The sequence below is a fragment of the Agromyces cerinus genome (genome assembly GCF_016907835.1).
In the GTDB taxonomy this organism is placed as follows: Bacteria; Actinomycetota; Actinomycetes; order Actinomycetales; family Microbacteriaceae; genus Agromyces; species Agromyces nitratus.
The window spans coordinates 1,359,846-1,383,918 of the sequence record NZ_JAFBCT010000001.1; the positions used below are offsets into that span (position 1 = coordinate 1,359,846).

27 protein-coding genes are annotated in these 24,073 nt (G+C 70.0%); 13 read left to right on the plus strand and 14 right to left on the minus strand.

Annotation, left to right across the window (positions count from 1 at the left end; translation table 11 throughout):
- Position 1 precedes the first annotated feature (1 nt).
- From JOE59_RS06190 to JOE59_RS06200, 3 genes are read right to left on the minus strand one after another with little or no spacing between them, the layout of a single operon-like run.
- Entirely contained in the window at positions 2 to 838 is an 837-nt protein-coding gene (locus tag JOE59_RS06190; RefSeq protein WP_204459390.1) for an SURF1 family cytochrome oxidase biogenesis protein, read from the minus strand.
- A complete protein-coding gene (locus tag JOE59_RS06195) occupies positions 835 to 1,092 on the minus strand; it encodes a hypothetical protein (RefSeq protein ID WP_204459391.1) in 258 nt (85 codons plus the stop codon). Before JOE59_RS06195 ends, JOE59_RS06190 begins: the two co-directional genes overlap by 4 nt.
- Positions 1,089 to 1,463, minus strand: a complete 375-nt coding sequence (locus JOE59_RS06200; RefSeq protein WP_204459392.1) for a DUF3099 domain-containing protein — start codon at positions 1,461 to 1,463, stop codon at positions 1,089 to 1,091. The genes JOE59_RS06195 and JOE59_RS06200 overlap by 4 nt, the downstream gene beginning before the upstream one ends.
- Positions 1,464 to 1,597: 134 nt before the next feature.
- Here JOE59_RS06200 and fabG point away from each other — a divergent pair, with 134 nt between their 5' ends.
- Positions 1,598 to 2,308: a 3-oxoacyl-[acyl-carrier-protein] reductase gene (gene fabG, locus JOE59_RS06205; RefSeq protein WP_204459393.1), complete on the plus strand. Its 711-nt coding sequence runs from the start codon at positions 1,598 to 1,600 to the stop codon at positions 2,306 to 2,308.
- A 56-nt stretch (positions 2,309 to 2,364) separates the two neighbouring features.
- On the opposite strand, the gene JOE59_RS06210 is transcribed toward fabG, so the two are convergent.
- From JOE59_RS06210 to glgC, 6 genes are all read right to left on the minus strand, one after another.
- Positions 2,365 to 3,495 (minus strand): glycoside hydrolase family 76 protein, encoded by a 1,131-nt coding sequence (locus JOE59_RS06210; protein ID WP_204459394.1) that lies wholly within the window; start codon positions 3,493 to 3,495, stop codon positions 2,365 to 2,367.
- A 176-nt stretch (positions 3,496 to 3,671) separates the two neighbouring features.
- Positions 3,672 to 4,049, minus strand: a complete 378-nt coding sequence (gene crcB / locus JOE59_RS06215) for a fluoride efflux transporter CrcB (protein ID WP_204459395.1) — start codon at positions 4,047 to 4,049, stop codon at positions 3,672 to 3,674.
- Positions 4,046 to 4,492 (minus strand): fluoride efflux transporter FluC, encoded by a 447-nt coding sequence (locus JOE59_RS06220; RefSeq protein ID WP_307836969.1) that lies wholly within the window; start codon positions 4,490 to 4,492, stop codon positions 4,046 to 4,048. The genes crcB and JOE59_RS06220 overlap by 4 nt, the downstream gene beginning before the upstream one ends.
- Positions 4,489 to 5,010 carry a universal stress protein gene (locus JOE59_RS06225; protein WP_204459396.1) on the minus strand — a complete coding sequence of 174 codons (522 nt, stop codon included), beginning with the start codon at positions 5,008 to 5,010 and terminating at the stop codon, positions 4,489 to 4,491. The genes JOE59_RS06220 and JOE59_RS06225 overlap by 4 nt, the downstream gene beginning before the upstream one ends.
- Before the next feature lie 54 nt (positions 5,011 to 5,064).
- The gene (serB, locus tag JOE59_RS06230; RefSeq protein WP_307836970.1) at positions 5,065 to 5,727 is read right to left on the minus strand and encodes a phosphoserine phosphatase SerB; all 663 of its coding nucleotides are present in this window, start codon (positions 5,725 to 5,727) and stop codon (positions 5,065 to 5,067) included.
- The gene (gene glgC, locus JOE59_RS06235; protein WP_204459397.1) at positions 5,724 to 6,971 is read right to left on the minus strand and encodes a glucose-1-phosphate adenylyltransferase; all 1,248 of its coding nucleotides are present in this window, start codon (positions 6,969 to 6,971) and stop codon (positions 5,724 to 5,726) included. Before glgC ends, serB begins: the two co-directional genes overlap by 4 nt.
- 80 nt (positions 6,972 to 7,051) lie before the next feature.
- Between glgC and glgA the strand changes: the two genes are divergently transcribed.
- The 4 genes from glgA to JOE59_RS06255 all read left to right on the plus strand — a co-directional run bounded on the left by glgA (position 7,052) and on the right by JOE59_RS06255 (position 10,196).
- Complete coding sequence (glgA, locus tag JOE59_RS06240) at positions 7,052 to 8,239, plus strand: glycogen synthase (RefSeq protein WP_204459398.1); 1,188 nt, start codon at positions 7,052 to 7,054, stop codon at positions 8,237 to 8,239.
- A gap of 69 nt (positions 8,240 to 8,308) precedes the next feature.
- The gene (locus JOE59_RS06245; protein WP_204459399.1) at positions 8,309 to 9,094 is read left to right on the plus strand and encodes an ABC transporter ATP-binding protein; all 786 of its coding nucleotides are present in this window, start codon (positions 8,309 to 8,311) and stop codon (positions 9,092 to 9,094) included.
- Positions 9,095 to 9,221: 127 nt separating this feature from the next.
- Positions 9,222 to 9,470 (plus strand): type B 50S ribosomal protein L31, encoded by a 249-nt coding sequence (locus tag JOE59_RS06250; RefSeq protein WP_056008902.1) that lies wholly within the window; start codon positions 9,222 to 9,224, stop codon positions 9,468 to 9,470.
- A gap of 99 nt (positions 9,471 to 9,569) precedes the next feature.
- Positions 9,570 to 10,196 carry a GNAT family N-acetyltransferase gene (locus JOE59_RS06255; protein ID WP_204459400.1) on the plus strand — a complete coding sequence of 209 codons (627 nt, stop codon included), beginning with the start codon at positions 9,570 to 9,572 and terminating at the stop codon, positions 10,194 to 10,196.
- Here JOE59_RS06255 and JOE59_RS06260 read toward each other — a convergent pair.
- On the minus strand, positions 10,173 to 10,871 hold the full coding sequence (locus JOE59_RS06260) for an exonuclease domain-containing protein (protein ID WP_204459401.1): 699 nt from the start codon (positions 10,869 to 10,871) through the stop codon (positions 10,173 to 10,175). The two genes, JOE59_RS06255 and JOE59_RS06260, sit on opposite strands and share 24 nt — an antisense overlap.
- Positions 10,872 to 10,997: 126 nt before the next feature.
- On the opposite strand from JOE59_RS06260, the gene JOE59_RS06265 reads away from it, so the two are divergent.
- Together JOE59_RS06265 and JOE59_RS06270 are read left to right on the plus strand one after the other, a co-directional pair.
- Positions 10,998 to 11,891 (plus strand): alpha/beta fold hydrolase, encoded by an 894-nt coding sequence (locus tag JOE59_RS06265; protein WP_204459402.1) that lies wholly within the window; start codon positions 10,998 to 11,000, stop codon positions 11,889 to 11,891.
- Positions 11,888 to 12,985, plus strand: a complete 1,098-nt coding sequence (locus JOE59_RS06270) for a glycosyltransferase family 4 protein (RefSeq protein WP_204459403.1) — start codon at positions 11,888 to 11,890, stop codon at positions 12,983 to 12,985. The genes JOE59_RS06265 and JOE59_RS06270 overlap by 4 nt, the downstream gene beginning before the upstream one ends.
- A 58-nt stretch (positions 12,986 to 13,043) precedes the next feature.
- Here JOE59_RS06270 and JOE59_RS06275 read toward each other — a convergent pair whose 3' ends face one another.
- Both JOE59_RS06275 and JOE59_RS06280 read right to left on the minus strand, forming a co-directional pair.
- Entirely contained in the window at positions 13,044 to 13,658 is a 615-nt protein-coding gene (locus JOE59_RS06275) for a histidine phosphatase family protein (RefSeq protein WP_204459404.1), read from the minus strand.
- A 29-nt stretch (positions 13,659 to 13,687) separates the two neighbouring features.
- Positions 13,688 to 14,533, minus strand: coding sequence for an NAD-dependent protein deacetylase (locus JOE59_RS06280; protein ID WP_307836971.1), 846 nt, complete (start codon positions 14,531 to 14,533; stop codon positions 13,688 to 13,690).
- Positions 14,534 to 14,624: 91 nt separating this feature from the next.
- Between JOE59_RS06280 and JOE59_RS06285 the strand changes: the two genes are divergently transcribed.
- On the plus strand, positions 14,625 to 15,458 hold the full coding sequence (locus JOE59_RS06285; protein WP_204459405.1) for a TrmH family RNA methyltransferase: 834 nt from the start codon (positions 14,625 to 14,627) through the stop codon (positions 15,456 to 15,458).
- Entirely contained in the window at positions 15,455 to 16,705 is a 1,251-nt protein-coding gene (locus JOE59_RS06290) for a D-alanyl-D-alanine carboxypeptidase family protein (RefSeq protein WP_204459406.1), read from the plus strand. Before JOE59_RS06285 ends, JOE59_RS06290 begins: the two co-directional genes overlap by 4 nt.
- 38 nt (positions 16,706 to 16,743) lie before the next feature.
- Here JOE59_RS06290 and JOE59_RS06295 read toward each other — a convergent pair whose 3' ends face one another.
- Complete coding sequence (locus JOE59_RS06295; RefSeq protein ID WP_204459407.1) at positions 16,744 to 17,529, minus strand: SGNH/GDSL hydrolase family protein; 786 nt, start codon at positions 17,527 to 17,529, stop codon at positions 16,744 to 16,746.
- 65 nt (positions 17,530 to 17,594) lie between these two features.
- Between JOE59_RS06295 and JOE59_RS06300 the strand changes: the two genes are divergently transcribed.
- The 3 genes from JOE59_RS06300 to JOE59_RS06310 all read left to right on the plus strand — a co-directional run bounded on the left by JOE59_RS06300 (position 17,595) and on the right by JOE59_RS06310 (position 22,132).
- The gene (locus JOE59_RS06300) at positions 17,595 to 19,394 is read left to right on the plus strand and encodes a DEAD/DEAH box helicase (protein ID WP_307836972.1); all 1,800 of its coding nucleotides are present in this window, start codon (positions 17,595 to 17,597) and stop codon (positions 19,392 to 19,394) included.
- Between the two features lie 110 nt (positions 19,395 to 19,504).
- Positions 19,505 to 20,677, plus strand: coding sequence for a globin domain-containing protein (locus JOE59_RS06305; RefSeq protein ID WP_204459408.1), 1,173 nt, complete (start codon positions 19,505 to 19,507; stop codon positions 20,675 to 20,677).
- 75 nt (positions 20,678 to 20,752) lie between these two features.
- Positions 20,753 to 22,132, plus strand: coding sequence for a DHA2 family efflux MFS transporter permease subunit (locus tag JOE59_RS06310; protein ID WP_307836973.1), 1,380 nt, complete (start codon positions 20,753 to 20,755; stop codon positions 22,130 to 22,132).
- A gap of 38 nt (positions 22,133 to 22,170) precedes the next feature.
- Here the strand turns inward: JOE59_RS06310 and JOE59_RS06315 are convergent, their stop codons facing one another.
- The gene (locus JOE59_RS06315) at positions 22,171 to 23,418 is read right to left on the minus strand and encodes a trans-sulfuration enzyme family protein (protein WP_204459410.1); all 1,248 of its coding nucleotides are present in this window, start codon (positions 23,416 to 23,418) and stop codon (positions 22,171 to 22,173) included.
- 109 nt (positions 23,419 to 23,527) lie between these two features.
- On the opposite strand from JOE59_RS06315, the gene JOE59_RS06320 reads away from it, so the two are divergent.
- The gene (locus tag JOE59_RS06320; RefSeq protein ID WP_179550138.1) at positions 23,528 to 24,004 is read left to right on the plus strand and encodes an Lrp/AsnC family transcriptional regulator; all 477 of its coding nucleotides are present in this window, start codon (positions 23,528 to 23,530) and stop codon (positions 24,002 to 24,004) included.
- Positions 24,005 to 24,073: the final 69 nt, after the last annotated feature.

Below are 24,073 nucleotides of genomic sequence, written 5' to 3' on the forward strand. Positions count from 1 at the left end.
GTCAGTGCCGGTCGAGCACGCCGTCCTCGAGATCGGCGTCGGCGTCGCGCCGTTTCTGCTTCGGCTTGCGAGCCGCGCGAGCGGCGGCATCCGTCGAACCGGATGTCTCTGCGAGCGCCTTGCGCTCCTGGTTCGCCGCCCAGGCGAGGCCGACGAAGCCCATGAGGGCGAAGACGTACCACTGCAGCGCGTAGGAGAGGTGCGGGCCCTCGTCGCGTTCGGGGCGTGCGGCGGCCAGTGGCGGCTCGTCGGCGTCGGCCCCCGTCTGCACGAGCACGCCGTAGGCCGCCGTATAGCTGGGCTCGCCGACCCGCTCGGAGAGCTCCTCGAGGTCGATCGTCGCGAACTCGTCGCCCGTCGACGTGCGCCCGTCGATGCGCCCCTCGCCGGCCTTCAGGCGCGCCTCGATCTCGACGTTCCCGCTCGGCGGCGACGGCACCTCGCTCGGCCGTCCCTCGGAGTTCTGTGCGATCCATCCGCGATCGACCATGAACACCGTGCCGTCGTCGAGGCGGAACGGCGTGATCACCTGGAAGCCCGAGCTGCCCTCGAACGGGCGGTTCCGCACGACGACCTCCTCGTCGGCGAGGTACTCGCCGGACAGCGCGACCACCTGCCAGCGTTGATCGATGCCGAACGCCTCGGGGTCGGGAAGCGCCTCGGCGACCGGCACGGCCGCCGCGTCGTAGTTGGCGTCGATGCGCGCGACTTCGGCGAGCGCCTCGGTGCGCCGGTTGAACTGCCAGGCGCCGAGCGCCGAGCAGACGATCGCGAAGACGACGGTGAGCAGCAGGTAGCCCGCCCATCGCCGATGCAACAGGAATCGCCAGTCGTTCACTCGTCGTCTCCGTCTGCGGCGTCGGGCCGCGGCTCGTGGATGTCTGCGAAGGCGGCGACCGCGACCGGGAACGAGCGAGCCTCGAGGAACCCGCGCAGGTAGTCGACGTGCTCGTCGCACGCGAGCCAGGTCTTGCCGCGGTCGCCGGTGTGGATGCGCGGGTTGCGCCAGTCGATGCGCCACAGCGCGGGTTGCCCGCATTGCGCGCGCGAGCAGGTGCCGTGGTCGGGCGATGCGCCCAGTCCACCGATCATGCGGCGCCGCGTTCATCGTGGCGAGCGTCGTCGTCGTGCGGTGCCGCGTCGTCGTGGTGCGCCGGATCGGCGGCACTCGATGAACCGGCCGCAGATGAGGCTGCAGGCGGGGGAGTGCGACGCAGCAGGCCACCGGGGCGAAGCACCGCGCGCTGCCGTCCCGAGCCCTGCACGTTCGCGATCACCACCGCGAAATACGGGAGGAAGATCGCGCCTGCGGCGAACACGGCGAGCCACCAGCCACGTGCGAAGAGCAGGCCGATGACGCAGAGCACGCGGATCGACATCGCGATCGAGTACTTGATCATGCGCGCCCGCCGCTCCGCTTCGGGCGAGGGCGGCAGCGTGGTGATCGACTGCTGCTGCTTCATGATGGTCGCCGTGGTCCTGCGGCACTCCTCTTGCTTCAAGCCTACGTCTGTCGGCGGGCGACGGATGCCTCGAATACGCGAGCATCTAAGCTGAAACGGGTCGATCGGCCCGATGCCAGAAGGAGAAGCAACGCATGACGACGAGCCGCACCGTTCTCGTGACCGGTGGCAACCGGGGAATCGGTTTCGCGATCGCCCGCGAGTTCATCGCCCAAGGCCACCGCGTGGCCGTGACCGCACGTTCGGGCGAAGGGCCTGAAGGCTCGCTCACCGTTCGGGCCGACGTCACCGACGCGGCATCCGTCGATGCGGCCTTCACCGAGATCGAAGCGGCACTCGGCCCGGTCGAGGTCGTCGTCGCGAACGCCGGCATCACGCGGGACATGCTGCTGCTCCGCATGAGCGAAGACGACTTCACGAGCGTCATCGACACCAACCTGACGGGTGCCTTCCGCGTCGTCAAGCGCGCATCCAAGGGCATGCTGAAGGCCCGTTTCGGTCGCATCGTGATGATCTCGAGCGTCGTCGGCCTGTACGGCTCGCCCGGTCAGGTCAACTACTCGGCGTCGAAGGCCGGCCTCGTCGGCATGGCCCGCTCGCTCACCCGCGAGCTCGGCGCGCGCAATATCACCGCCAACGTCGTCGCACCCGGGTTCATCGAGACCGACATGACCGACGAGTTGCCCGAGGCCCAGCAGGCCGAGTACAAGAAGAACATTCCGCTCGGTCGCTTCGCATCGCCCGACGAGGTCGCGAAGGTCGTGGCCTGGCTCGCGGGCGACGACGCGGGCTACATCTCGGGCGCCGTCATCCCCGTCGACGGCGGACTCGGCATGGGGCACTAGTGTCGTACGCCTGAATGGGCGACCGGTCATCGCGAACCGGCCGCCCATCCCGTCCGTCAGAGCGCGGCGACCATCAGCGAGGTCCCGGAGTCCTGCCGGCCGATATCGGCACGATCGAACGGTCCGCCCCACAACAGACCGAACTGGTTCGCAGCATTCCGGTCGACGGAGTAGGCGAGCTCGGCCTGGTTCTTCAGCCACTTCTTGTACGGATGGCCCGGCAACACGTCGTCCAGTTCTGCGAGGTTTCGCGCGAAGATCCCCTTGAACGCCGACTGGTCCGTGTTGCACCGGGTCGGTTCGCACGGCTCCGTCAACACGCCTCCCGGCGCCAACGTGGGGCTCGAGAGCGTGGCATCTGCGATCGCCCTCGCCTCGGTGAGCAGACTTCGGTCACCCGTCGCCTCAGCGAGCTCGACCAGGCCGCCGATGAGCGAGCCCTGGTTGTAGGTCCAGGTCGTCCCGCCGTTGCTCGTGCAGTCGTCTCGGAGCCCATCGTTGACCAGGTGGTCCGAATTGATCATGCCGCTCGCCTTGAACCACTCCCATTCCTCGAGCGCACGGGAGAGGTAGAAGGTGTCCCCGGGGATGGCGTTGTGGAGTGAAGCCGTCAACTTGAGGTACAGCGAGTTGCTGATGGCGTTCTTGTAGCTGTTCGACGGGATGTCCCAGACGATCCCGCCACCGCAACGGTCGTCCCAGTAGTCGCGCATGTAGGCCTCATCGAGCTTGGCGATGTCGAGGTACTCGGTCTTCCCCGTGAGTTCGTACAGGCGCACCATCGCCAACGCGTACCATCCCGTGTCGTCGGTGGAGTCGGTCCGGAACTCACCTCCGCCCTGCGGCCACCAGTCCTGCGGAGCTCGCAGCATCGTCACGGCCTCTTCGACCAGAGGAAGGTAGGACGTGTCGTTCGCTCGCTGCTCGAAGTCCAGCACCACCTGCAGCGAGTTTCCGGTCTGCCACCAAGAGGGGCCCGGATCGAACCGTCCGTTCTCCGGGTTGTAGAAGTCCACCAGCGCAGCCACCGCCGCCGCGGCGTGATGACGAGAGCTCTCAGACTGGGTTTGCACCTGCGGGGGCATGTGCGCGCCATCTGGCGGTGCCGCCTGCGCCGATATCGTCGTCGTTCCGATCATCAACGCGCCCGCAGCTGCGCCGATGATCACCTTCCACGTGCTCTGCATTTGCCGCATATCTTCGTCTCGCTCCTTTGCTAGACAACTATGTGCGGACAAGAATACATGGGCCGGTTCCTCACGAGTCAAGCCCGCCGACAACCCGCTGTTCGCGGAGAAGGTCCTGTTCGCGGCGTCCGACACGTTCGTCGGCTCGCACCGAACCACTCAACGCTCCGGCGCGGTCAGAACGCGCTGCCGAGCCAGAGCCCGAGTCCGGCGGCCGTGAGCGAGAACACGAGCATCAGCACCCCGCTGACGAACGACGCGGCGAATCGCCGCTGTCGGATGAGCTGCACCGTCTCGTAGCTCGCGGTGCTGAAGGTCGTGTAACCGCCGAGGAACCCGGTGCCGAGCACGAGGGCGAGCTCGGGGGACAGCAGGTTCGAGAGCGTTGCGCCGATGATGATGCCGAGCGCGAAGGAACCCGACACGTTGATGAGCGTCGTCGCCCAAGGGAACGCGGTGCGAACCCGTGATCGGATGAGACCGTCGAGCACGAAGCGCACGCCGGCACCGAGTCCGCCCGCGACGACGATCAGGAGGAAGAGCGGAAGCGTCATGCGGATTCACCGACCCGACCGGGGCGCCGGCGTCCGCCGAGTCCGATTCCGACGACGATCCCGGCCCAGGTGGCGAGCCCGCCGACCAGCAGGGTGCCGAGCGCGTAGAGCATGGCCGCGCCGACCCCGCCGTTCACCGCGAGCACGACGGTGTCGTTGGCGAGTGCGCTGTACGTGGTGAACCCGCCGCAGAAGCCCGTGCCGATGAGGAGGCGGAGCTGCGCGGCCGACGCGTCCGCCGGGCCCCGGTGCGCGAGCATGGAGTACAGGCCGCCGAGCACGAACGCACCGACGATGTTGACGAGCGCGATGGCGATCGGCACTCCGGCGATCGTGGGGATCGCCAAGGCGAGCCCGGCGCGGGCTGCGGACCCGGCCATGCCTCCTGCGACGACGAGCGCGATGGCACTCCACCGGAGGTGGGGCGGCCGTGCATCCGTCACGAGTCGGATCCGCGGCGGGGCTCGGACGATGCGCGCTGCGATGCGGGAACGATGACGATCGGTCGCAGTTGCCGGTGCGCCAGTTGCGCGCCGACCGAACGACTGAAGAACTCGCGCATACTCCCGCCGAGCGAGTGTTCGTGTGCGCCCACGACGATCATGACGGCATCGAGCGTCTCGGCGAGGTGCCCGAGTGCCTCGGCGACATCGCCGGCGAGCGCGAGCGTGCGCCAGGGCACGGCGGTCGTCGCGAGGCGGTCTCGCAGCGCACGGGCGAGCGTCTCGTCGAACACCGTCTCACGGTCGTCGGCGAAGTCGGGATCGAGCGAGGCGCTCTCGACCGATCCGTCGGCGGCCTCCTCGACCGGATAGCGAGCGGGGTTGACGTATGCGCAGACCAGCTCGGTTCCGAACCGACTCGCGAAGAGGGCGGCCTGCTGCACCACCTGGGCGGGCTGACCGGGCACCACGCCGACGATCACCGGCTGCGCCGAGCGCGCACCCTCGACCTCAGCCATGCCGCGATGCTACGCCGCGGCGCGCACAGGGGTCAACGAGCGACACTCGGCGGTTCACCCACGAATTCCGAGCGCAGCGAGCACCGGTGAGAGGTCGGGGAGATCGATCGCGACGTCGGCCTGCGCTCGCACGATCGGCTTCGCGCAGAAGGCGACGCCGAGCGCGGCTCGGTCGAGCATCTGCAGGTCGTTCGCGCCGTCACCGACCGCGACGGTGCGTCGGATCGGGATGTCGCTGACAGCCGCCCACTCGGCGAGCGCCGTCGCCTTCGCGGCGGCGTCGATGATCGGGCCGTCGACGCGACCGGTGAGCCGGCCGCCCGCGATCTCGAGGCGGTTCGCCCGGCAGAAGTCGAGCCCGAGACGCTCGGCGAGCGGGTCGAGCAACTCGTGGAACCCGCCGGAGACGACGCCGATGCGTCCGCCGGCCGCGTGCACGCCGTCGATGAGCTGCCGCACACCTGGGGTGGGGGTCATCCGCTCGCGTGCGGCGGCGAGCACCGAGACGTCGAGGCCGGCGAGGGTCGCGACCCGCTCGCGCAGGCTCTCGGCGAAGTCGAGCTCGCCGCGCATGGCCCGCTCGGTGACGGCGGCGACGTGTTCGAGGGTGCCTGCGGCCTCGGCCAGCAGTTCGATCGCCTCCTCGCGGATGAGGGTCGAGTCGGCGTCGAGCACGACGAGGGGGCCGCTCGCGCGGCCGATGGTGCCGGCGCTCACGCGGTGGCCCGGACGCGCGAGCCCTTGCCCACGACGGTGATTCCGCTGTCGGTCACGATGAACCCCCTGGCGACGTCTTCGGCCCGGTCGACGCCGATGCGCGCGCCCGCCTCGACGATGACCTCCTTGTCGAGGATCGCCCGTTGCACGGTCGCTCGGGCGTCGATGCGCGCCCGGTCGAAGAGGATCGAGTCGGAGACGTGCGCGCCGGAGCCGACCTTCGCCCACGGCCCGATGACGCTGCGTTCGACGTGGGCACCCGAGATCACGGAGCCGAGCGAGACGATCGAGTCGATGACCGTGCCGAGGGTGCCTCGGGCGTCGCGGGTGAACTTCGCCGGCGGCGAGTTCAGCTGCTGGCTGAAGATGGGCCACTCCCGGTTGTAGAGGTTGAAGACGGGCAGCACCGAGATGAGGTCTTGATGCGCCTCGAAGAACGAGTCGATGGTTCCGACGTCGCGCCAGTAGTACCGGTCGCGATCGGTCGACCCGGGCACCTCGTTGCGCTGCAGGTCGTAGACGCCCGCGGCACCCTGCGCGACGAAGGCCGGGATGATGTCGCCGCCCATGTCGTGGCTCGAGTCGGTGCGTTCGCCGTCGCGCAGCACGGCGTCGATGAGCGCATCGGCGTCGAACACGTAGTTGCCCATCGAGGCGAGCACCTCACCGGGGGAGTCGGGGAGGCCGACCGGATCGGCGGGCTTCTCGAGGAACCGGTGGATACGGCCGGGATTGGCTGCATCGACCTCGATGACGCCGAACTGGTCGGCGAGGCCGATCGGCTGCCGGATCGCGGCGACGGTCGCCGCGGCGCCCGACTCGATGTGCGCGTCGATCATCTGGCTGAAGTCCATGCGGTACACGTGGTCGGCACCGACGACGACGATGATGTCGGGCTGCTCGTCGTAGATGAGGTTGAGGCTCTGCAGGATCGCGTCGGCCGACCCCGAGAACCAGCGCTTGCCGAGGCGCTGCTGCGCGGGCACCGACGCGACGTAGGAGTTCAGGAGCCCGCTCATGCGCCAGGTCTGCGACACGTGCCGGTCGAGGCTGTGCGACTTGTACTGGGTGAGCACGACGATCTGCCGGAGCCCCGAGTTCAGCAGGTTCGAGAGCGCGAAATCGATCAATCGGTACTGCCCGCCGAACGGCACCGCAGGCTTCGCGCGGTCTTCCGTCAGGGGCATGAGTCGTTTGCCCTCGCCGCCGGCGAGGACGATGCCGAATACCTTGCGCGTCGCCATGCCACAACTGTAGTCAGCGCGAGCCGCCGGTGGGCCGTCGAGTCGGAGCGTGACGGATGCCGCTGCGCTACGTTTGCAGCATGCGCGTCGACCTGCTCACCCGCGAGTACCCACCCGAGGTCTACGGCGGTGCCGGTGTGCACGTCGCGGAGCTCGTTCGAGCGCTGCGTTCAAGCATCGACGTGCAGGTGCGGTGCTTCGGTGCGCCGCGTGACGAAGCGGGAACCTTCGGCTATCCGACGCCGCCCGAATTCGCGGCGGCGAACGCGGCGCTCGGCACGATGGGCGTCGACCTGCTCATGGCAGGGGACACCGTCGGTGCCGATCTCGTGCACTCGCACACCTGGTACGCGAACTTCGCGGGATTCACGGCGAAGCGCCTGCACGGTGTGCCGCACGTCGTGACGGCGCACAGCCTCGAGCCGCTGCGGCCGTGGAAGGCCGAGCAACTCGGCGGCGGGTACCGGCTCTCATCCTGGGTCGAGCGCGCCGCCTTCGAAGACGCCGATGCGGTCATCGCAGTCAGCGAGGGCATGCGCCGCGACATCCTGCGTTCCTACCCCTCGATCGACCCGAGTCGGGTCGAGGTGGTCTACAACGGCATCGATCTCGACGACTGGGCTCCGCACCACGACCCCGATGTCGTTCGGTCGCTGGGGGTCGACCCCGATCGGCCGTCGGTCATCTTCGTCGGCCGCATCACGCGGCAGAAGGGGCTGCCCTACCTGCTGCGGGCGGCGCGTCTGCTGCCCGACGACGTGCAGCTCGTGCTGTGCGCCGGGGCGCCCGACACCGAGGAGATCATGGCGGAGGTGACGTCCCTCGTCGACGAGCTGCGCACCGAACGCGACGGCGTCGTCTGGATCGACCGGCACCTGCCGCGCGGCGAGCTCTCCGCCCTCCTCACGGCCGCCACGACCTTCGTCTGCCCCTCGGTCTACGAACCCCTCGGCATCGTGAACCTCGAGGCGATGGCCTGCGGTGCTCCGGTCGTCGGCACCGCGACGGGCGGCATCCCCGAGGTCGTCGCCGACGGTGTCACCGGGGTGCTCGTGCCGATCGAGCAGCTCGACGACGGCACCGGCACGCCGGTCGACCCCGAACGGTTCGTCGCCGATCTCGCCGCGGCGCTCACCGCTGTGGTGAGCGATCCCGCCCGCGCGGCCGAGATGGGCGCGGCCGGCCGCCGCCGCGCCGAGACCGATTTCGGCTGGGCGGCGATCGCCGAACGCACGCTCGAGCTCTACGGGCGCGTGCTCGCTCGATGACCCCCGGTCGACGGGCTCGGCGTGCCGGGTGCGCCGAGCGACCCTCGCGCTGCCGATAGCATGGGACGCATGGCGAGCACGGTTCTGCAGTTCCACGATGTGTCGGTGGTCCGCGATGGCAACACGATCCTCGACTCCGTCAACTGGAGCGTGGACTCCGACGAGCGCTGGGTCATCCTCGGGCCGAACGGCGCGGGCAAGACGACGCTGCTGCAGATCGCAGCCGCGGCGATGCACCCGACGTCGGGCACGGCCGACGTGCTGCAGGAGGCGCTCGGCAAGGTCGACGTGTTCGAACTGCGCCCCATGATCGGCTTCGCTTCGACGGCGATGGCCCGCAAGATCCCGCGCAACGAGACCGTGATCGACGTCGTGCTCACCGCGGCGTACTCGGTCACCGGTCGCTGGAACGAGGAGTACGAGGCGATCGACCTGCGTCGTGCGCAGCGCGTGCTCTCGGAGTGGGGCCTCGAGGGCTTCGCCGACCGCCGCTTCGGCAGCCTCTCCGACGGCGAGCAGAAGCGCGTGCAGATCGCCCGATCGGTCATGACCGACCCCGAGCTGCTGCTGCTCGACGAGCCGGCCGCGAGCCTCGACCTCGGTGCCCGCGAAGAGCTCGTCTCGCTCCTCGGCGGCTATGCCGCGTCGTCGGCGTCGCCCGCGATCGTGATGGTCACCCACCACGTCGAAGAGATCCCCGTCGGCTTCACGCACGCCCTGCTGCTGCAGAAGGGCGGCATCGTCACCGCGGGTCCGCTCGCGGAGTCGCTCACGGCCGAGAATCTCTCGAAGACCTTCGACATGACGATCGAACTGACCGAAACCGACGGTCGATACGCGGCTCGCGCCGTGTGACCGCACCTCGCCGTCGATTCTGCTAAGATCGATAGCTGGCCCGTGGGCCACCTTTCTTCCCTGCGTGCGCGCAGGTTTCGTATCCACCGTCCGAATGCTTCACCAGCTGAAATCCAAGGAAGTCTCCATGAAGACCGACATCCACCCCGAGTACAACGCGATCGTCTTCCGCGACCTCGCTTCGGGCGCCACGTTCCTCACCCGCTCGACGGCGAAGAGCGACAAGACGATCGAGCTCGACGGCGAGACCTACCCCGTCATCGACGTCGAGATCTCGTCGGAGTCGCACCCGTTCTACACGGGCAAGCAGCGCATCATGGACTCGGCCGGTCGCGTCGAGAAGTTCAACCAGCGCTTCAAGAACTTCGGCGCGTAAGCACTGTCGTACCACGAAGGCCCCGCCGTCGGCGGGGCCTTCGTCGTACGCTCGGCTGTCGTCGAGCGGCCGCGACACGCGTCGTGTTAGCGTCACCGGATGCCGGGACCATCGCGCAAGCGCAAGCGCAAGCGCAGGAGCACGCCACCTGCGCTCACGCTGCCCGCCGCAGTGACCGGTGACGGCATCGTGCTCCGCGCGTTCCGCGACGATGACGTCGAGACGGTGCGCGAGGCCTCACGAGACCCGCTGATCCCCGATGTCACGACCGTGCCGCGGAACGCCGACCGCCGCGGCGCCCTCGCCTACATCGCACGCCAGCATCGGCGCCTGAGGTCGGGCGCGGGCTACTCGTTCGCGATCGCCGACGCCGACGATCGCGCCATCGGCCAGATCGGGCTCTGGCCCGTGCGCGACGACCCGGGGCGCGCCAGCATCGGCTACTGGATCGTCGAGTCGGAGCGCGGCCACGGCCATGCATCCGCGGCGCTTCGTGCGCTCGGCGAGTGGGCGTGGAGCCTGCCATCGCTCGAGCGTCTCGAGCTGTTCGTCGAGCCCTGGAACACGGGCTCCTGGAAGGCCGCGGAGACGGCCGGGTTCGAGCGCGAGGGGCTGCTCAGATCGTGGCGCGTGATCCGCTCCGAGCGACGGGACCTCTTCGTCTACTCGCGGATTCGCGTGCCGGGGGAGCCGAATGCCGGCTCAGCGCACCGGCCAGGCGCCTGAGGTGGTGAACTCGGGCTCGCCGTTCTTGCGGCGCCACGCCTGGTAGCTCTCTGCCTGCTCGCGGCTCCAGTCGACCTGGCGAGCGTGCAGCTCGGCGACGGCGGTCGCGGCGAGTTCGGGGAAGGTGCGGGCGATGGCCTGGGCGACGCGGCCGGCGGCCACGGCGTCGGCACCGGCGTCGTGGGCGTCGTCGAGCACGACGCCGTAGTGCTCGGCGGTCGCGGAGAGCGTGCGCTTGCCTCGGCGGTACTTGTCGACGGCCTTGTCGATGACGAGGGGGTCGATGACGGCACCTGGCGTGGGCAGGGGAGTGACGCCGTACCGCGATGCCTCGCGGTCGAGGATCGTGAGGTCGTAGGCGGCGTTGTACGCGACGATCGGCAGGCCCCGCGCCGCGGCATCCGTCAATGCGCCGATGATCTCGGCGACCGCGCCGGGAGCCGGCTGCCCCTCGAGCCGGGCGCGTTCGGTGCTGACGCCGTGGATGAGCGACGCCGCGGTGGGGATCTCGACCCCGGGGTCGACGAGCCACTCACGCTGCTCGAGGACCTCGCCCGAGGCGCCGATGACGCCGACATGGGCCGTGACGATGCGACAGGTGTCGACGTCGATGCCCGTCGTCTCGAGATCGAAGACGGCGAGAGTGTCGGCCCAGTGGCCACCCAGAAGATCCATGCCGTCAGGCTATGGTCGGCCACCGTCATCGAGGCCGTGCGGGGGCGCGTGTCGGCGGCATCCGCACGGCCTCGCCTCTCCACAGTGAACGGGAGTCGCCCAGCACCTCGCCATAGAATGGAAAGGATGATCACCTCTCCGTACGCCGAGCAACTCGCTCGCATCCCCGTGCGAGCGCACCGCGTCGACGTCGACGGCACCGAGACGGCCTGGTGGGAGTACGGCGAAGCCGACGCCCCCGTGCTCGTGCTCGTGCACGGCTTCCGCGGCGATCACCACGGCCTCGAACCCGTCGTCGCACAGCTGCCCGGCTTCCGCATCATCTCGCCCGACCTGCCCGGCTTCGGCGAGTCGGCGACCTTCGCCGGTCGCCCGCACGACATCGAGGCCTATGCCGACTGGCTCGGCGCCTTCATCGACGCCATCGGCATCACAGGTCCCTACGCCCTGCTCGGCCACTCGTTCGGCTCGATCGTGTCGTCGGCCGCGGTCGCCGCCGGACTCGCCCCCGAGCGCCTCGTGCTCGTCAATCCCATCGGCGCGCCGGCGCTCGAGGGCCCCCGAGGCATCATGACCCGGCTCGCGGTCCTCTACTACCGCACCGCCGCCGCGCTGCCCGAGCGCGCCGGGTTCGCACTGCTGCGCAACGGTGTCGTCGTGCGGGTCATGAGCGTGACGATGGCCAAGACCCGGTCGAAGTCGCTCCGCCGCTTCATCCACGACCAGCACGACCAGTACTTCTCGGCGTTCGCCGACCGCGACGCCGTGCTCGAGGCGTTCCAGGCCTCCGTCAGCAACGACGTCAGCGAGTACGCCGCCGACATCGCGGTGCCGACGCTCCTCGTCGCCGCCGAGCGTGACGACGTCACCCCGATCGCGGCGCAGCACCGACTCGTCACCCTCTTCCCCGACGCGACGCTCGAGGTGATCCCCGAGGTCGGCCACCTCATCCACTACGAGACGCCCGGCGACGCCGCGTCCCGCATCCTGACGTTCCTCGGCGCCGGGGCGCGCGCGTGAGGATCGTCGTCGACTGCCGCTACACCCGCATCGGGCAGCACGACGGCATCAGCCGGTTCACGGCGGGCATCGTGACCGAGCTCGGCAAGCGGCATCCGCTCACCATGCTCGTGAGCGACCACCGCCAGCTCGCCATGCTGCCCGAGCTGCCGTGGCAACTCGTGAGCTCGCCCACGAGCATCCGCGAGCCGCTCGTCGCCCTGCAGGTCAAGAGGTTGCGGCCCGACGTCGTCTTCACGCCGATGCAGACGATGGGCTCGTGGGGGCGCGACTACAAACTGCTGCTGACCCTGCACGACCTGATCTACTACGAGAACCGCACGCCGCCGCGCGACCTGCCGGCACCCTTGCGCCTGCTCTGGCGCCTGTACCACCTCGCCTGGTGGCCGCAGCGCATGCTGCTGAACCGCGCCGACCAAGTCGTCACCGTCTCCGAGACCACGGCGGGGCTCATCCACGAGCACCACCTCACCGACCGGCCCGTCACCGTCGTGCCGAACGCGGCCGACGACCTCGGCGCTCCGGAGCTGCCGCGCACGCGGCCAGAGGGGCACCGGCTCGTCTACATGGGCTCCTACATGCCCTACAAGAACGTCGACACGCTCGTGCGCGCCGTCGCCGCGCTGCCCGACCACGAACTGCACCTGCTCAGCCGCATCAGCGCCGATGAGCGTTCGCGGCTCACGCGACTCGCACCGCAGGCTCGGCTCGTCTTCCACGACGGCGTGAGCGATTCCGCGTACGCCGAGTTGCTCTCGGGCGCGACCGCGCTCGTGCACGCGTCGAAGGCCGAGGGCTTCGGCATCCCGCTCGTCGAGGCGATGCGGCTCGGCACGCCAGTCGTCGTCAGCGACATCCCGATCTTCCGCGAGATCGGCGGCGACGCCGCCGTCTACTTCGACCCCGAGAACCCCGAGTCGCTCGTCGCGGCGCTCTGGTCGCTCGAACGCGAGGGGGAGTGGGAGCGGCGATCCGAGGCGGGCGTGGGCGTGGCCGCCCGCTACAACTGGGCGGCGTCGGCCGACCGCCTACTCGCGCTCATGCTGTCGACGGTGGCGGGCAATCGCCGGCGCCGGCGCCGACGGGTCGGCTGAACCGAGAGCGGTCATGCGCGGCCCGAAGGGGGCCGTGCAGGCGCAGCGCGGCGTCTGGTTACGCGTCGGTGCCCGTGAGGGCCTCGGGCTCGACGAGCGCCAGCTCGCCCGCCTCGAAGCGCACGAGGTGCACCGAGCCGTTGGCGACCGCGTAGCCGGCGCCGGGCAGGGTCCAGTCGCTGAGGTGCAGCATCAGCGAGTGGATGACGCCGCCGTGCGAGACGACGACGACCGAGCCGCCGGGGTGCGCCGCGGCGATCCCGGCGAGCGCCGCGGTCGATCGGGCGATCACGGTCGAGCGCGGCTCGAGGCCCTCGATGGTCGCCGCCTGCGCCTCGACCGCTGCCCGCCCTGCATGGTCGAGTCCTTCGAGCACGCCGTGGGCGCGTTCGGCGAGATCGGCCAGGAGCTCGGGCTCGGGCAGCTCGAGTCGTCGAGCGATGATCTGAGCCGTCTCCGCGGCGCGCGAGAGCGTCGTGCCGTAGACGGCATCCCATTGCTCGCTCGCGAGCTGCTCGCCGGTCTGCGCAGCCTGGAGCCGACCGGTGTCGTTCAACGGGATGTCGGTCGTGCCCTGGATGCGCCGCTGCCGGTTCCACTCCGTCTCGCCGTGACGCACGAGTGCGATGAGCACCGAGTCGGTGCGGGTGGGGTCGGTGGAGGCATCCGTCATGGCAGAACTCTCGCAGATTGACCGGGACGTCACGAATCGAGGGCGGCCGCGATCGCGACGAGGGTCTCGCTCGCGCCGGCATTGACCTTGACCGCTGCGCGGCCGTCGCCCTTCGTGAGCCCTCGGTTGACGATGACGATCGGAAGACGCTTGCGCCGGGCCTGCTCGATGAGCCGCATGCCCGAGTTCACGACGAGAGACGAGCCTGCGACGAGCAGCACGTCGGCGCCCTGCACGAGGGAGGCCGCCGCCTGGAACCGGTCGGACGGCACGAACTCGCCGAAGAAGACCACATCGGGTTTCAGGATGCCGCCGCACACGGTGCACGCGGGGATCACCATCGCGTCGACGTCGTCGACCTCGACGTCTCCGTCGGGGGCCGGACGGATCGCGGTCTCGAGGTCGATCTCGGGATTCAGCTCCTCGAGCCGTGCAGCGACCGCCTGCCGAGCGTAGTGCTGGCCGCAGGTGAGGCACAGCACGCGGTCCATGCTGCCGTGCAGCTCGATCACGTGACGGCTGCCCGCACGGCGGTGCAGGCCGTCGACGTTCTGGGTGATCACGCCGCTGACGACGCCGCGAGCCTCGAGTTCGGCGAGGGCGAGGTGACCGCGGTTCGGCACCGCGCTGCCGAAGCTGCGCCATCCGAGGTGGCTGCCCGCCCAGTAGCGCTTGCGCGCCTGCTCGGAGGCGAGGAAGGTCTGCACGGTCATCGGTGTGCGCACGGGAGCGCCCTCGCCGCGATAGTCGGGGATGCCCGAGTCGGTGCTGACGCCCGCCCCGGTGAGCACCGCGACGCGCGCCCCGCGGAGCAGCTCGATCGCCTCGGCGACGTGCGCCTCGACCCCGACCGGAGCCTCGATACCAGTGCTCACGCGACTCTCCCTTCGGCGATGTTCTCGAGTCTAGACGCGTCCGTTTTCCGGAATGTTTCGTGCACTGGCAGGCTGGAGGGTGAGGAGACGCATGCACATCGAACGAGTCCGCGACGCGGCATCCGATGCGGTGGCCGATTACGCACGGCTGACCGACGTCGCGCTGCGCAGCGCCCACGAGCCCGAACAGGGCCTGTACATCGCCGAATCGGCGAAGGTCATCCGCCGGGCAATCGGTGCCGGCCACCGCCCGCGCTCGGTGCTCATGGAGGAGAAGTGGCTCGCAGGCCTCGAACCGGTGCTCGCGCCGTTCGACATCCCCGTGCACCTCGCCGACCCCGACCAGCTCGAGGTGATCACCGGGTACCGCGTGCACCGCGGTGCGCTGGCGGCGTTCGAGCGGCCGGTGCTCGCCGATCCGGCCGAGCTCCTCGCGGGCGCCCGCCGCGTCGTCGTGCTCGAGGACATCGTCGACCACACGAACGTCGGCGCCATCTTCCGGAGCGTCGCCGCGCTCGGCGCCGACGCGGTGCTCGTCAGCCCGCGCTGCGCCGATCCGCTCTACCGCCGGAGCGTGCGGGTGAGCATGGGCACCGTGTTCCAGGTGCCGTGGACCCGGCTGCCCGAATGGCCGGAAGCGGCCGAGCTGCTGCATGCGCACGGCTTCACGATCGCGGCGCTCGCCCTCGCGGACGACGCGGTCTCGCTGCCCGATCTCGCCGCCGATGCTCCCGAGCGCCTCGCACTCGTGTTCGGCGCCGAGGGCGACGGTCTCAGTCGCACGGCGCTCGAGTCGGCTGATCGGGTCGTGACGATCCCCATGCGGCACGGCGTCGACTCGCTGAACGTCGCAGCCGCCGCCGCGGTCGTGCTGTACGCGGTCGCGCTGCCCGAGGTCGGGCTGCCGGCGGAGGTCCCATCATGACCGACGCCCAAGACGCGACTGCCAAGGCGAGGGTGTACCGACGCCGTCGCATCGTCGTCTTCAGCGCGCTCGCGGTCGTCATCGCGCTCATCACGACGGGCGGCGTCTACACGGCCAATGCGCTCGGTGCCGCGGTGCCCGCTGCCGCCCCGCAGGTCACCGATCCCGAGCCGGTCGCCGCGGCGCCGCAGGCGCTGGCGCTGCCCGGGTTCGGGGGCTACGCCGTCGGCGCCGTCGGATTCGAGGGACTCATGGCCGCGGGCAACGAGACGACCCTCATGCCGATGGCGAGCATCACCAAGGTCATCACCGCGCTCACGGTGCTCGCCGAGCATCCGATCTCCGCAGGCGAGAGCGGGCCCGACATCGAGTACACCGACGCCGACGTCGACATCTACTGGGACATGGTGGAGCAGAACGGCTCGGTGGCCCCCGTCGAGGCGGGTGCGACCCTGAGCCTCAAGGAGAGCCTCGAGGCGCTGCTCATCCCGTCGGGCAACAACTACGGCATCTCCATCGCGAACTGGGCCTTCGGCTCCGAGCAGGCGCTCGTCGAGAAGGCCAATGCCTGGCTCGCCGCCAACGGACTCGCGAACACCCACGTGGTCGACTCCAGCGGCATCTCCGACGACAACCTCGGCACCGCATCCGACATGGTCCTCCTCGGCGAGATCGCGCTCCGCGACCCGACCATCGCGGCCATCGTCGCGTCGAAGAGCGTCGAGATCCCCGAGCTCGGCACCCTCGAGAACTCGAACAAGCTGCTCGGAACGCATGGCGTCGACGGCATGAAGACCGGCACGACGGATGACGCGGCGAACCTGCTCTTCACAGCCGACTACGCGGTCGGCGCCTCGACGGTGACCGTGGTCGGCGTGCTCCTCGGAGGCGAGAACCACTCCGTGCTCGACGAGGCCATCGCCGCGCTGCTCGACTCCGTCGCCCCGGGCTTCCACGAGGTCGTGCCGCTCGAGGCGAATCAGGTGCTCGCCGAGTACACGACGCCGTGGGGCGAGACCGCTCGGGCTCGCACCGCCGACGGCGCCACCGTCGTCGTGTGGAGCGACACGCCCGTCGACGTCGAGGTGCAGGCCGATCCCATCACGCTGGCGCAGCGTGGCGAGGAGGTCGGCACCGCGATCGTTCGCGCCGGCACCCAGGAGATCAGCGTGCCGCTCGTGCTCGATGCCGGGATCGACGACCCCGGGGCGTGGTGGCGCCTCTCGAATCCGGGCGCGCTCGGCTGAGCACCGCCCCTCGAGACCGCTCGCCGAGCGTCGTCGGCCTATTCGGGTGACGCGTACGGCGCGGCATCCGGTCGCTTGGCGCTGATGAGATCGCCCGACGACTGGTGACGGATGCGTCGCACGACCCAGGGCACGAGGTACTCGCGCGCCCAGGAGATGTCGTCGACGCGCGCCTGACGCCACGTGCTCGACGGCAGCGGCTCGGGTCGCAGCGGCTCGAGGTCGTGCTCGACGTTCAACGCGTCGACGACCATGCGTGCGACGGTGTGGTGGCCGAGCGAGTTCAGGTGCAGGCGGTCGGGCGCCCACATGCGCTGGTCCTGAATGGCGGTGAGCGCCCACTGGTCGGCCACGATGCAGTCGTACTTCGCGGCGATCGTGCGCAGGTTCTCGTTGTAGATCGCGACCTTGCCGCGGATGCCGCGGAACACGGGAGAGAAGCCGACGTCGACGCCGGTGAAGATGACGATCGTCGCGTGATCGCGGGAGAGGCGCTCGATCGCGTACTCGAAGCGCGCCGCGATCTCGTCGGGGTCGGTGCGCGGGCGGATGACGTCGTTGCCGCCGGCGGAGATCGTGATGAGGTCGGGGCGCAGCGCGAGGGCGGGCTCGATCTGCTCGTCGATGATCTGCTGGATGAGCTTGCCGCGCACGGCGAGGTTCGCGTACGCGAAGTCCTCGGTGCCCTGGGCCAGTTCCTCGGCGACACGGTCGGCCCAGCCGCGGTGACCGCCGGGCGCACCCGGTTCGGGGTCGCCGATGCCTTCCGTGAACGAGTCGCCGAGGGCGACGTAGCGCGACCAGGGATGCTGCTGCGTGACCATTCCTCCATTGTGCCAACTCGATCCCGGTTCGGGGATGTCGGGTGCCTCCGCTACGCTCGGATCCAGTGAGTACTGCGATCCCTTTCGGCCCCCAACCGGGCACGTCAGCCGCCGAGCACCTCTCACCCTCGTTCCCCGAACGCGCAGCGTGGGGAACGGCATCGAAGCTCCGGGCCTGGCAGGCCGAGGCCCTCGAGCAGTACCTCACCGAGCTGCCGCGGGACTTCCTCGCTGCCGCGACGCCGGGCGCCGGCAAGACGACGTTCGCCCTGCGTCTCGCGGCAGAACTCCGGGCGCGGCGCATCATCGACCGCATCACCGTGGTGGCGCCGACCGACCACCTGAAACGGCAGTGGGCGGATGCCGCGGCGCGTGCCGGTATCCGGCTCGACCCGGACTTCCGCAACGCCCACGGTCGCACCGCCCGCCACTACCACGGGGTCGCCGTCACCTACGCGCAGGTCGCGATGCGGCCTGGCCTCCATCGCGAGGTGACGATGTCGGGCAAGACCCTTGTCATCCTCGACGAGGTCCACCACGGCGGCGACACGCTCTCGTGGGGCGACGCGATCCGCGAGGCGTTCGAGCGCGCCGAGAAGCGGCTGTCGCTGACCGGTACGCCGTTCCGCTCCGACACCGCTCCCATTCCTTTCGTTGACTACGTTCCCGACGCGCAGGGGGTGCGTCTCTCGAGGTCCGACTACAACTACGGATACGGCCGCGCCCTCGCCGACGGCGTCGTGCGCCCGGTGCTCTTCATGGTCTACGCGGGCCACATGCGCTGGCGCACGAAGGCCGGCGACGAGATGGAGGCGAAGCTCGGCGAAGACAACACGAAGGACATCACCTCGTCGGCCTGGCGCACGGCGCTCGAACCGAGCGGCGAGTGGATCCCCGCGGTGCTCGCCGCCGCCGACCGGCGCCTCACCGAGGTGCGCCACGGCATCCCCGACGCGGGCGGCCTCGTCATCGCGACCGACCAGACCGTCGCCCGCGCCTACGCGCAGATCCTCGAACAGATCTGCGGCGAGAAGGTGACGATCGTGCTCTCCGACGAGAAGGAGGCGAGCTCGCGCATCGAGGAGTTCTCGGCGAACACCAGCCGGTGGATGGTCGCCGTGCGCATGGTGTCCGAGGGTGTCGACGTGCCGCGCCTCGCGGTGGGCGTCTACGCCACGAGCGCCTCGACGCCCCTCTTCTTCGCCCAGGCGATCGGCCGCTTCGTGCGGGCCCGTCGCCGCGGTGAGACGGCCTCGGTCTTCCTGCCCAACGTGCCCACCCTCATGAATCTCGCGTCGCAGATGGAGCTCGAACGCGATCACGCCCTCGACCGCCGAGGCGGCGACGATGACGACGACGGCCTCGACGACAGCCTGCTCGAGTCGGCCAACCGCGAAGAGCGGGCCTCCGAAGAAGAGATGGGGCTCGGCACCTGGGAGGCGCTCGGGTCGGATGCCTCGTTCGACCGAGTGCTCTTCGACGGCACCGAGTTCGGCACGCTCGCCGAGCCCGGCAGCGATGAGGAGTACGACTTCATCGGCATCCCCGGCATCCTCGAGCCGGAGCAGGTCTCCGAGCTGCTGCGGCACCGTCAGGCGCGGCAGGCGCGGCGTGCGGGGGAGCGTCGCAAGCACGTCGTCGCCGACGAGACCCCCGAACCGGTCGCGCTCTTCCGCACGCTCAAAGAGCAGCGGTCGCTGCTCAACAGCCTCGTCGGGCTGTGGGCGCGGCATACGGGCGAGGCGCACTCGCAGGTGCACGGCGAGCTCCGCCGCGTCTGCGGCGGCCCTGCGGTCGCGCAGGCCACCGTGACGCAGTTGCAGGCGCGCATCGAGTTCCTGCGCAAGCGCCTCGGCAGTCGCTGAGCCGGCCCGCCACGGGAGGGCGGAGGCGATTTGGACATGTTTTCTACAGCGTGTAGAAATAGAGCGGAATCCGGTCGTCACGTACCGGTTCGACGCTCGAAGGAGAAACGATGCTGTCTGAGAAGTCCCGCCCCGTCATCGAGGCCACACTGCCCGTCATCGCGGGACGCATCGACGAGATCACGCCGAAGTTCTACCGCCGACTGTTCGCCGCCCATCCCGAACTGATGGACGGCATGTTCAGCCGCGCCAACCAGCAGAACGGCACGCAGCAGCGAGCACTCGCCGGCAGCATCGCCGCCTTCGCCACGCACCTCCTGGCCCACCCGGGCACGCTGCCGGAGGCCGTGCTCGCGCGCATCGCGAACAAGCACACCTCGCTCGGCATCCCCGAGTCGGGCTACCCGATCGTCTACGAGCACCTCTTCGCCGCCATCGCCGAAGATCTGGGCGAGGCCGTCACGCCCGAGGTGGCCGAAGCCTGGACCGAGGTCTACTGGCTCATGGCCGATGCGCTGATCAAGCTCGAGAAAGGTCTCTACGCCCAGCAGGCGAACGATGAGATGTGGACGATGTGGCGCGTCACGGCGAAGGAGGCCGCCGGCGTGGGATCCGTCACGTTCCGGCTGACGCCGGCCGACAGCACCCCCGTCACTCGCGCCACCCCCGGCCAGTACGTCTCCGTGCGTGTGCGCCTCGCCGACGGCCTCCGTCAGGCGCGCCAGTACTCGCTGTCGGACAACGTGGACTCGCTCAGCGAGCGGGTCTTCACGACCAAGCTCGACGAGGGCGGTGAGGTCTCGCCGCACCTGCACGGCTCCGTGGACGTCGGCGACGTCGTCGAGCTCTCCAACCCGTACGGCGACATCGAGCTCGACGACTCCGATGCCCCGATCGTGCTCGCCACCGCGGGCATCGGCTGCACCCCGAGCGCGTCCATCCTGCAGTCGCTCGCGCAGCAGGTCTCCGGCCGCCGGGTGCTCGTGCTGCACGCCGAGCAGCGCGCCGAGAACTGGGCCCTCGAAGGGCAGATGCGCTCGGCCGTGGATCGGCTTCCGAACGCGGAGCTGCAGCTCTGGCTGGAAGAGGCCGCGACGGGCGTGGACGCCGAGACCGGCTTCATGGACCTGAACGGCGTCGAGCTGCCGGCCGGCGCGAAGGTGTACCTCTGCGGGCCGCTGCCCTTCATGCGCTCCATCCGGTCGCAGGCGATCAGTGCAGGCATCCCGGCAACCGACATCCACTACGAGGTGTTCGGACCGGACGTCTGGCTGGCCGCCTGACGAGGCCCCACGGAGCGCGGTGGCGGCCGAACGCGGGCCGCCGCCGCGCTCCGACGCAGGTCTAGCATGACGAGTATGGAACGCCGCTCCCGGGTGCTCGTCGTCGCCATCGTCGTCGCCTTCATCGCGTTCCTCGACGGTGCGGTCATCAACGTCGCACTCCCCGCGATCGAGGCCGAACTCGGCGGAGGACTCGCCCTGCAGCAGTGGGCGGTCGACGCCTACCTGCTGACCCTCGGGTCGCTCATCCTCCTCGCGGGCTCCCTGTCGGATTCCTACGGGCGGCTGCGCATCATCCGCATCGGTCTCTACGGCTTCGCCGCCACCTCGGCGCTCTGCGCCATGGCACCCGACGGGCTCGTCTTCGTCATCGGTCGCGGACTGCAGGGCGCCGCGGGCGCGCTCCTCGTGCCGAGCTCGCTCGCCCTCATCATCGCGACGTTCCCGGCTGCGCAGCAGGGCAAGGCGATCGGGCGCTGGACGGCGTGGACCACCGTTGCCTTCCTCGTCGGACCGCTCCTCGGCGGCCTGCTCGTCGACCTCGTCTCGTGGCGGCTCGTCTTCTGGATCAATCTGCTGCCGATCGCCTTCGCGCTCGTCTTCATGCACGCACTCGGTCGCGACGCCCCGAACCCCGCGAAGGAGCGCATCGACTGGCTGGGTGCCTCGCTCGGCGTCGTCGGCCTCGGTGGCACGGTCTTCGCGCTCATCGAGCAGGGCAGGTTCGGCTGGTCATCGCCGGTCGTCTACATTCCGCTCGTCGTGGGTCTGGTCGCATTGATCGCGTTCGTCTGGTGGGAGCATCGGGCGCCGCAGCCGATGCTGCCGCTCAGCCTCTTCCGAGCGCGGAACTTCGCAGCGGGCAACCTCGCCACGCTCTTCATCTACGCCGCGTTCTCGCTCGGACCGTTCGCGATCACGATCTTCCTGCAGGAGTTCGCGGGGTTCTCGGCCACGGCCGCCGGGCTCGCCACGTTGCCGCCGACGATCATGATCGTCCTCCTGGGCTCCTGGTTCGGCGGGCTGTCCACCCGATTCGGGCCGCGCATCTTCATGACGCTCGGGCCGATCACCGCGGCGCTCGGGTACCTGCTCACCCTCACGGTCACGACCGAGGTGTCGTACTGGACGCAGCTCCTGCCGGGCATCATCGTGATGGGGCTCGGCATGGCGATGACCGTCGCACCGCTCACCGCGGCGATCCTGGGCGCGGTCGATCCGGCCCGGGCCGGCATCGGCTCCGCCGTCAACAACGCCGTCGCACGCATCGCCGGGCTCGTCGCGATCGCCTCGATCGGCGTCATCGTCGGCACGCAGCTCGACGTCACGGGGTTCCACCGAGCCGCGATCGCGACCGCGGGCTTCCTCGTGATCGGCGGCATCGTGTCGTGGATCGGCATCAGGAACCCCGTGCACACGGCCGCGACGACGGCACGCGAGCCGGCGCGCGACTGAGCCGGGACTCGCTCAGCGCACGCCGGAACGTGCGCCGCTCAGCGCGCGTCCACCGGTTCCCGACCGGAGGACGCGTCGCCGGTGACGGCGCCGTCGAGGCCGCCGAGTTCCGTTGCCCGGTCGAGTGCCGCCATGAGGTCGTCCGTGAGGTCGTCCACGTGCTCGAGCCCGATCGCGAGGCGCACGATGCCCGCGCCGGGCTTCGCCTCGCCGGCGACGGGCCGGTGGGTCAGCGACGCCGGGTGCTGCACGAGCGAGTCGACGCCGCCCAGCGAGACGGCGTGGGTCACGAGCTCGCAGGACTCGGTGAACCTCGCGGCGGCGTCGTACCCGCCGACGAGGTCGAGCGCGATGATCGACCCCGGCCCCTCGAGCTGACGGCCGATGAGGCCCGCAGGATCCTGGCCGGGCAGCCCTGGGTAGTGCACTCGCGCCACTGCCGGGTGGGCGAGCAGGCGCTCGGCGAGCTCGGCGGCGGTCTCCTGCTGCGCGCGAACCCGCAGCGGCAGGGTGCGGAGCCCGCGGTGCAGGAGGTACGCGCCCATCGGGTGCAGCAGGCCGCCGGTCAGCGCGCGAACCTGTCGCAGCCGTTCGACCCAGGCTGCGTCGGCGGCCACGACGCCGCCCATCACGTCGCCGTGGCCGCCGAGGTACTTGGTCGCACTGTGCAGCACGAGGGTCGCGCCGTGTTCGGCCGGGCGCTGCAGCACCGGGGTGGCGAAGGTGTTGTCGACGAGCACCGGAACGTCGCCCGCGGCATCCGCCACCGCCCGGATGTCGAGGAGCTCGAGCGTCGGGTTCGCAGGCGTCTCGATGACGACGAGCCCGGTGTCGGGCCGGATGGCACCGGCGATGCCGGCCGCATCCGTCCAGGTCAGCTCGGTGCCGAGCAGGCCGCTCGCAAGCACGTGGTCGGTGCCGCCGTAGAGCGGGCGCACCGCGACGATGTGGGGTCGTCCAGCGGACGCCGTGGCGATGAGCGTCGCGGCGAGCGCGGCCATGCCGCTCGCGAAGGCCACGGCGCCCTCGGTGCCCTCGAGTCCGGCGAGCGACTCCTCGAAGCGGGCGACGCCCGGCTGCCAGAGTCGCTGGTACACCGCCGAACGGCCCTCGCCGAGGTCGTGGCCCGTCGCGAGCTCTTCGTAGGAGGCGCCGCCGGTCTCGACGTCGCCGAGCGGATTCGTGGTGGAGAAGTCGATCACTGGCACATGGGATCCGCTCTCTCGAACGCCCGTCATTCCGCCGTGGACGGCGCGGGTCTCGAGGTGCGACGACGATGTCTGCATGGCTCGAATCAAGCAGAATCTGTGACGAACAGCAAACCAACGTGAAGGTTCGATGCGATACGCTCGAAATCTCGAATGTTCTGCAATTTTGACCTCTGAGGAGACCACCGTGGCGCAGAAGCCGGAACTCGACCGCGTCGACCGGGCACTGCTCCAGGCGCTCTCGACGAATGCCCGCGCCTCGGGCGCCGCCCTCGCCGCCGAGGTCGGGGTCGCCGAGTCCACCGTATCGCTCCGACTCCGGCGCCTGCAGACGCTCGGCACCGTGCGCGGGTACCGGGTCGATGTCGATCTCGCCTCGCTCGGCGTCTCGTTGCAGGCCCTCATCGCTATCCGTCTCGTCAAGCACGATCGCAGCGAGATCGACGCGTTCCGCCAGGCCGTGCCGCATCTGCCCGGCGTGATCGGCGTCTTCCACATGGCCGGCGCCGAGGACTACCTGATCCACGTCGCGGCGCGCGACGCGGAAGAGCTGCGCGAGTTCGTGCTCAACTACCTCACCGGGCACCCCGCCGTCGCCCACACCGAGACGAACCTGATCTTCGAGCACGCCGACGGCGACGGCTGGAACAAGCTCGTCGGCTGAGCCCGGTTCGGCGATCCGAAATCCTGCCAATCCGGGCGAAACCGGCGGTCGCGCCGACCCCGCCCGATA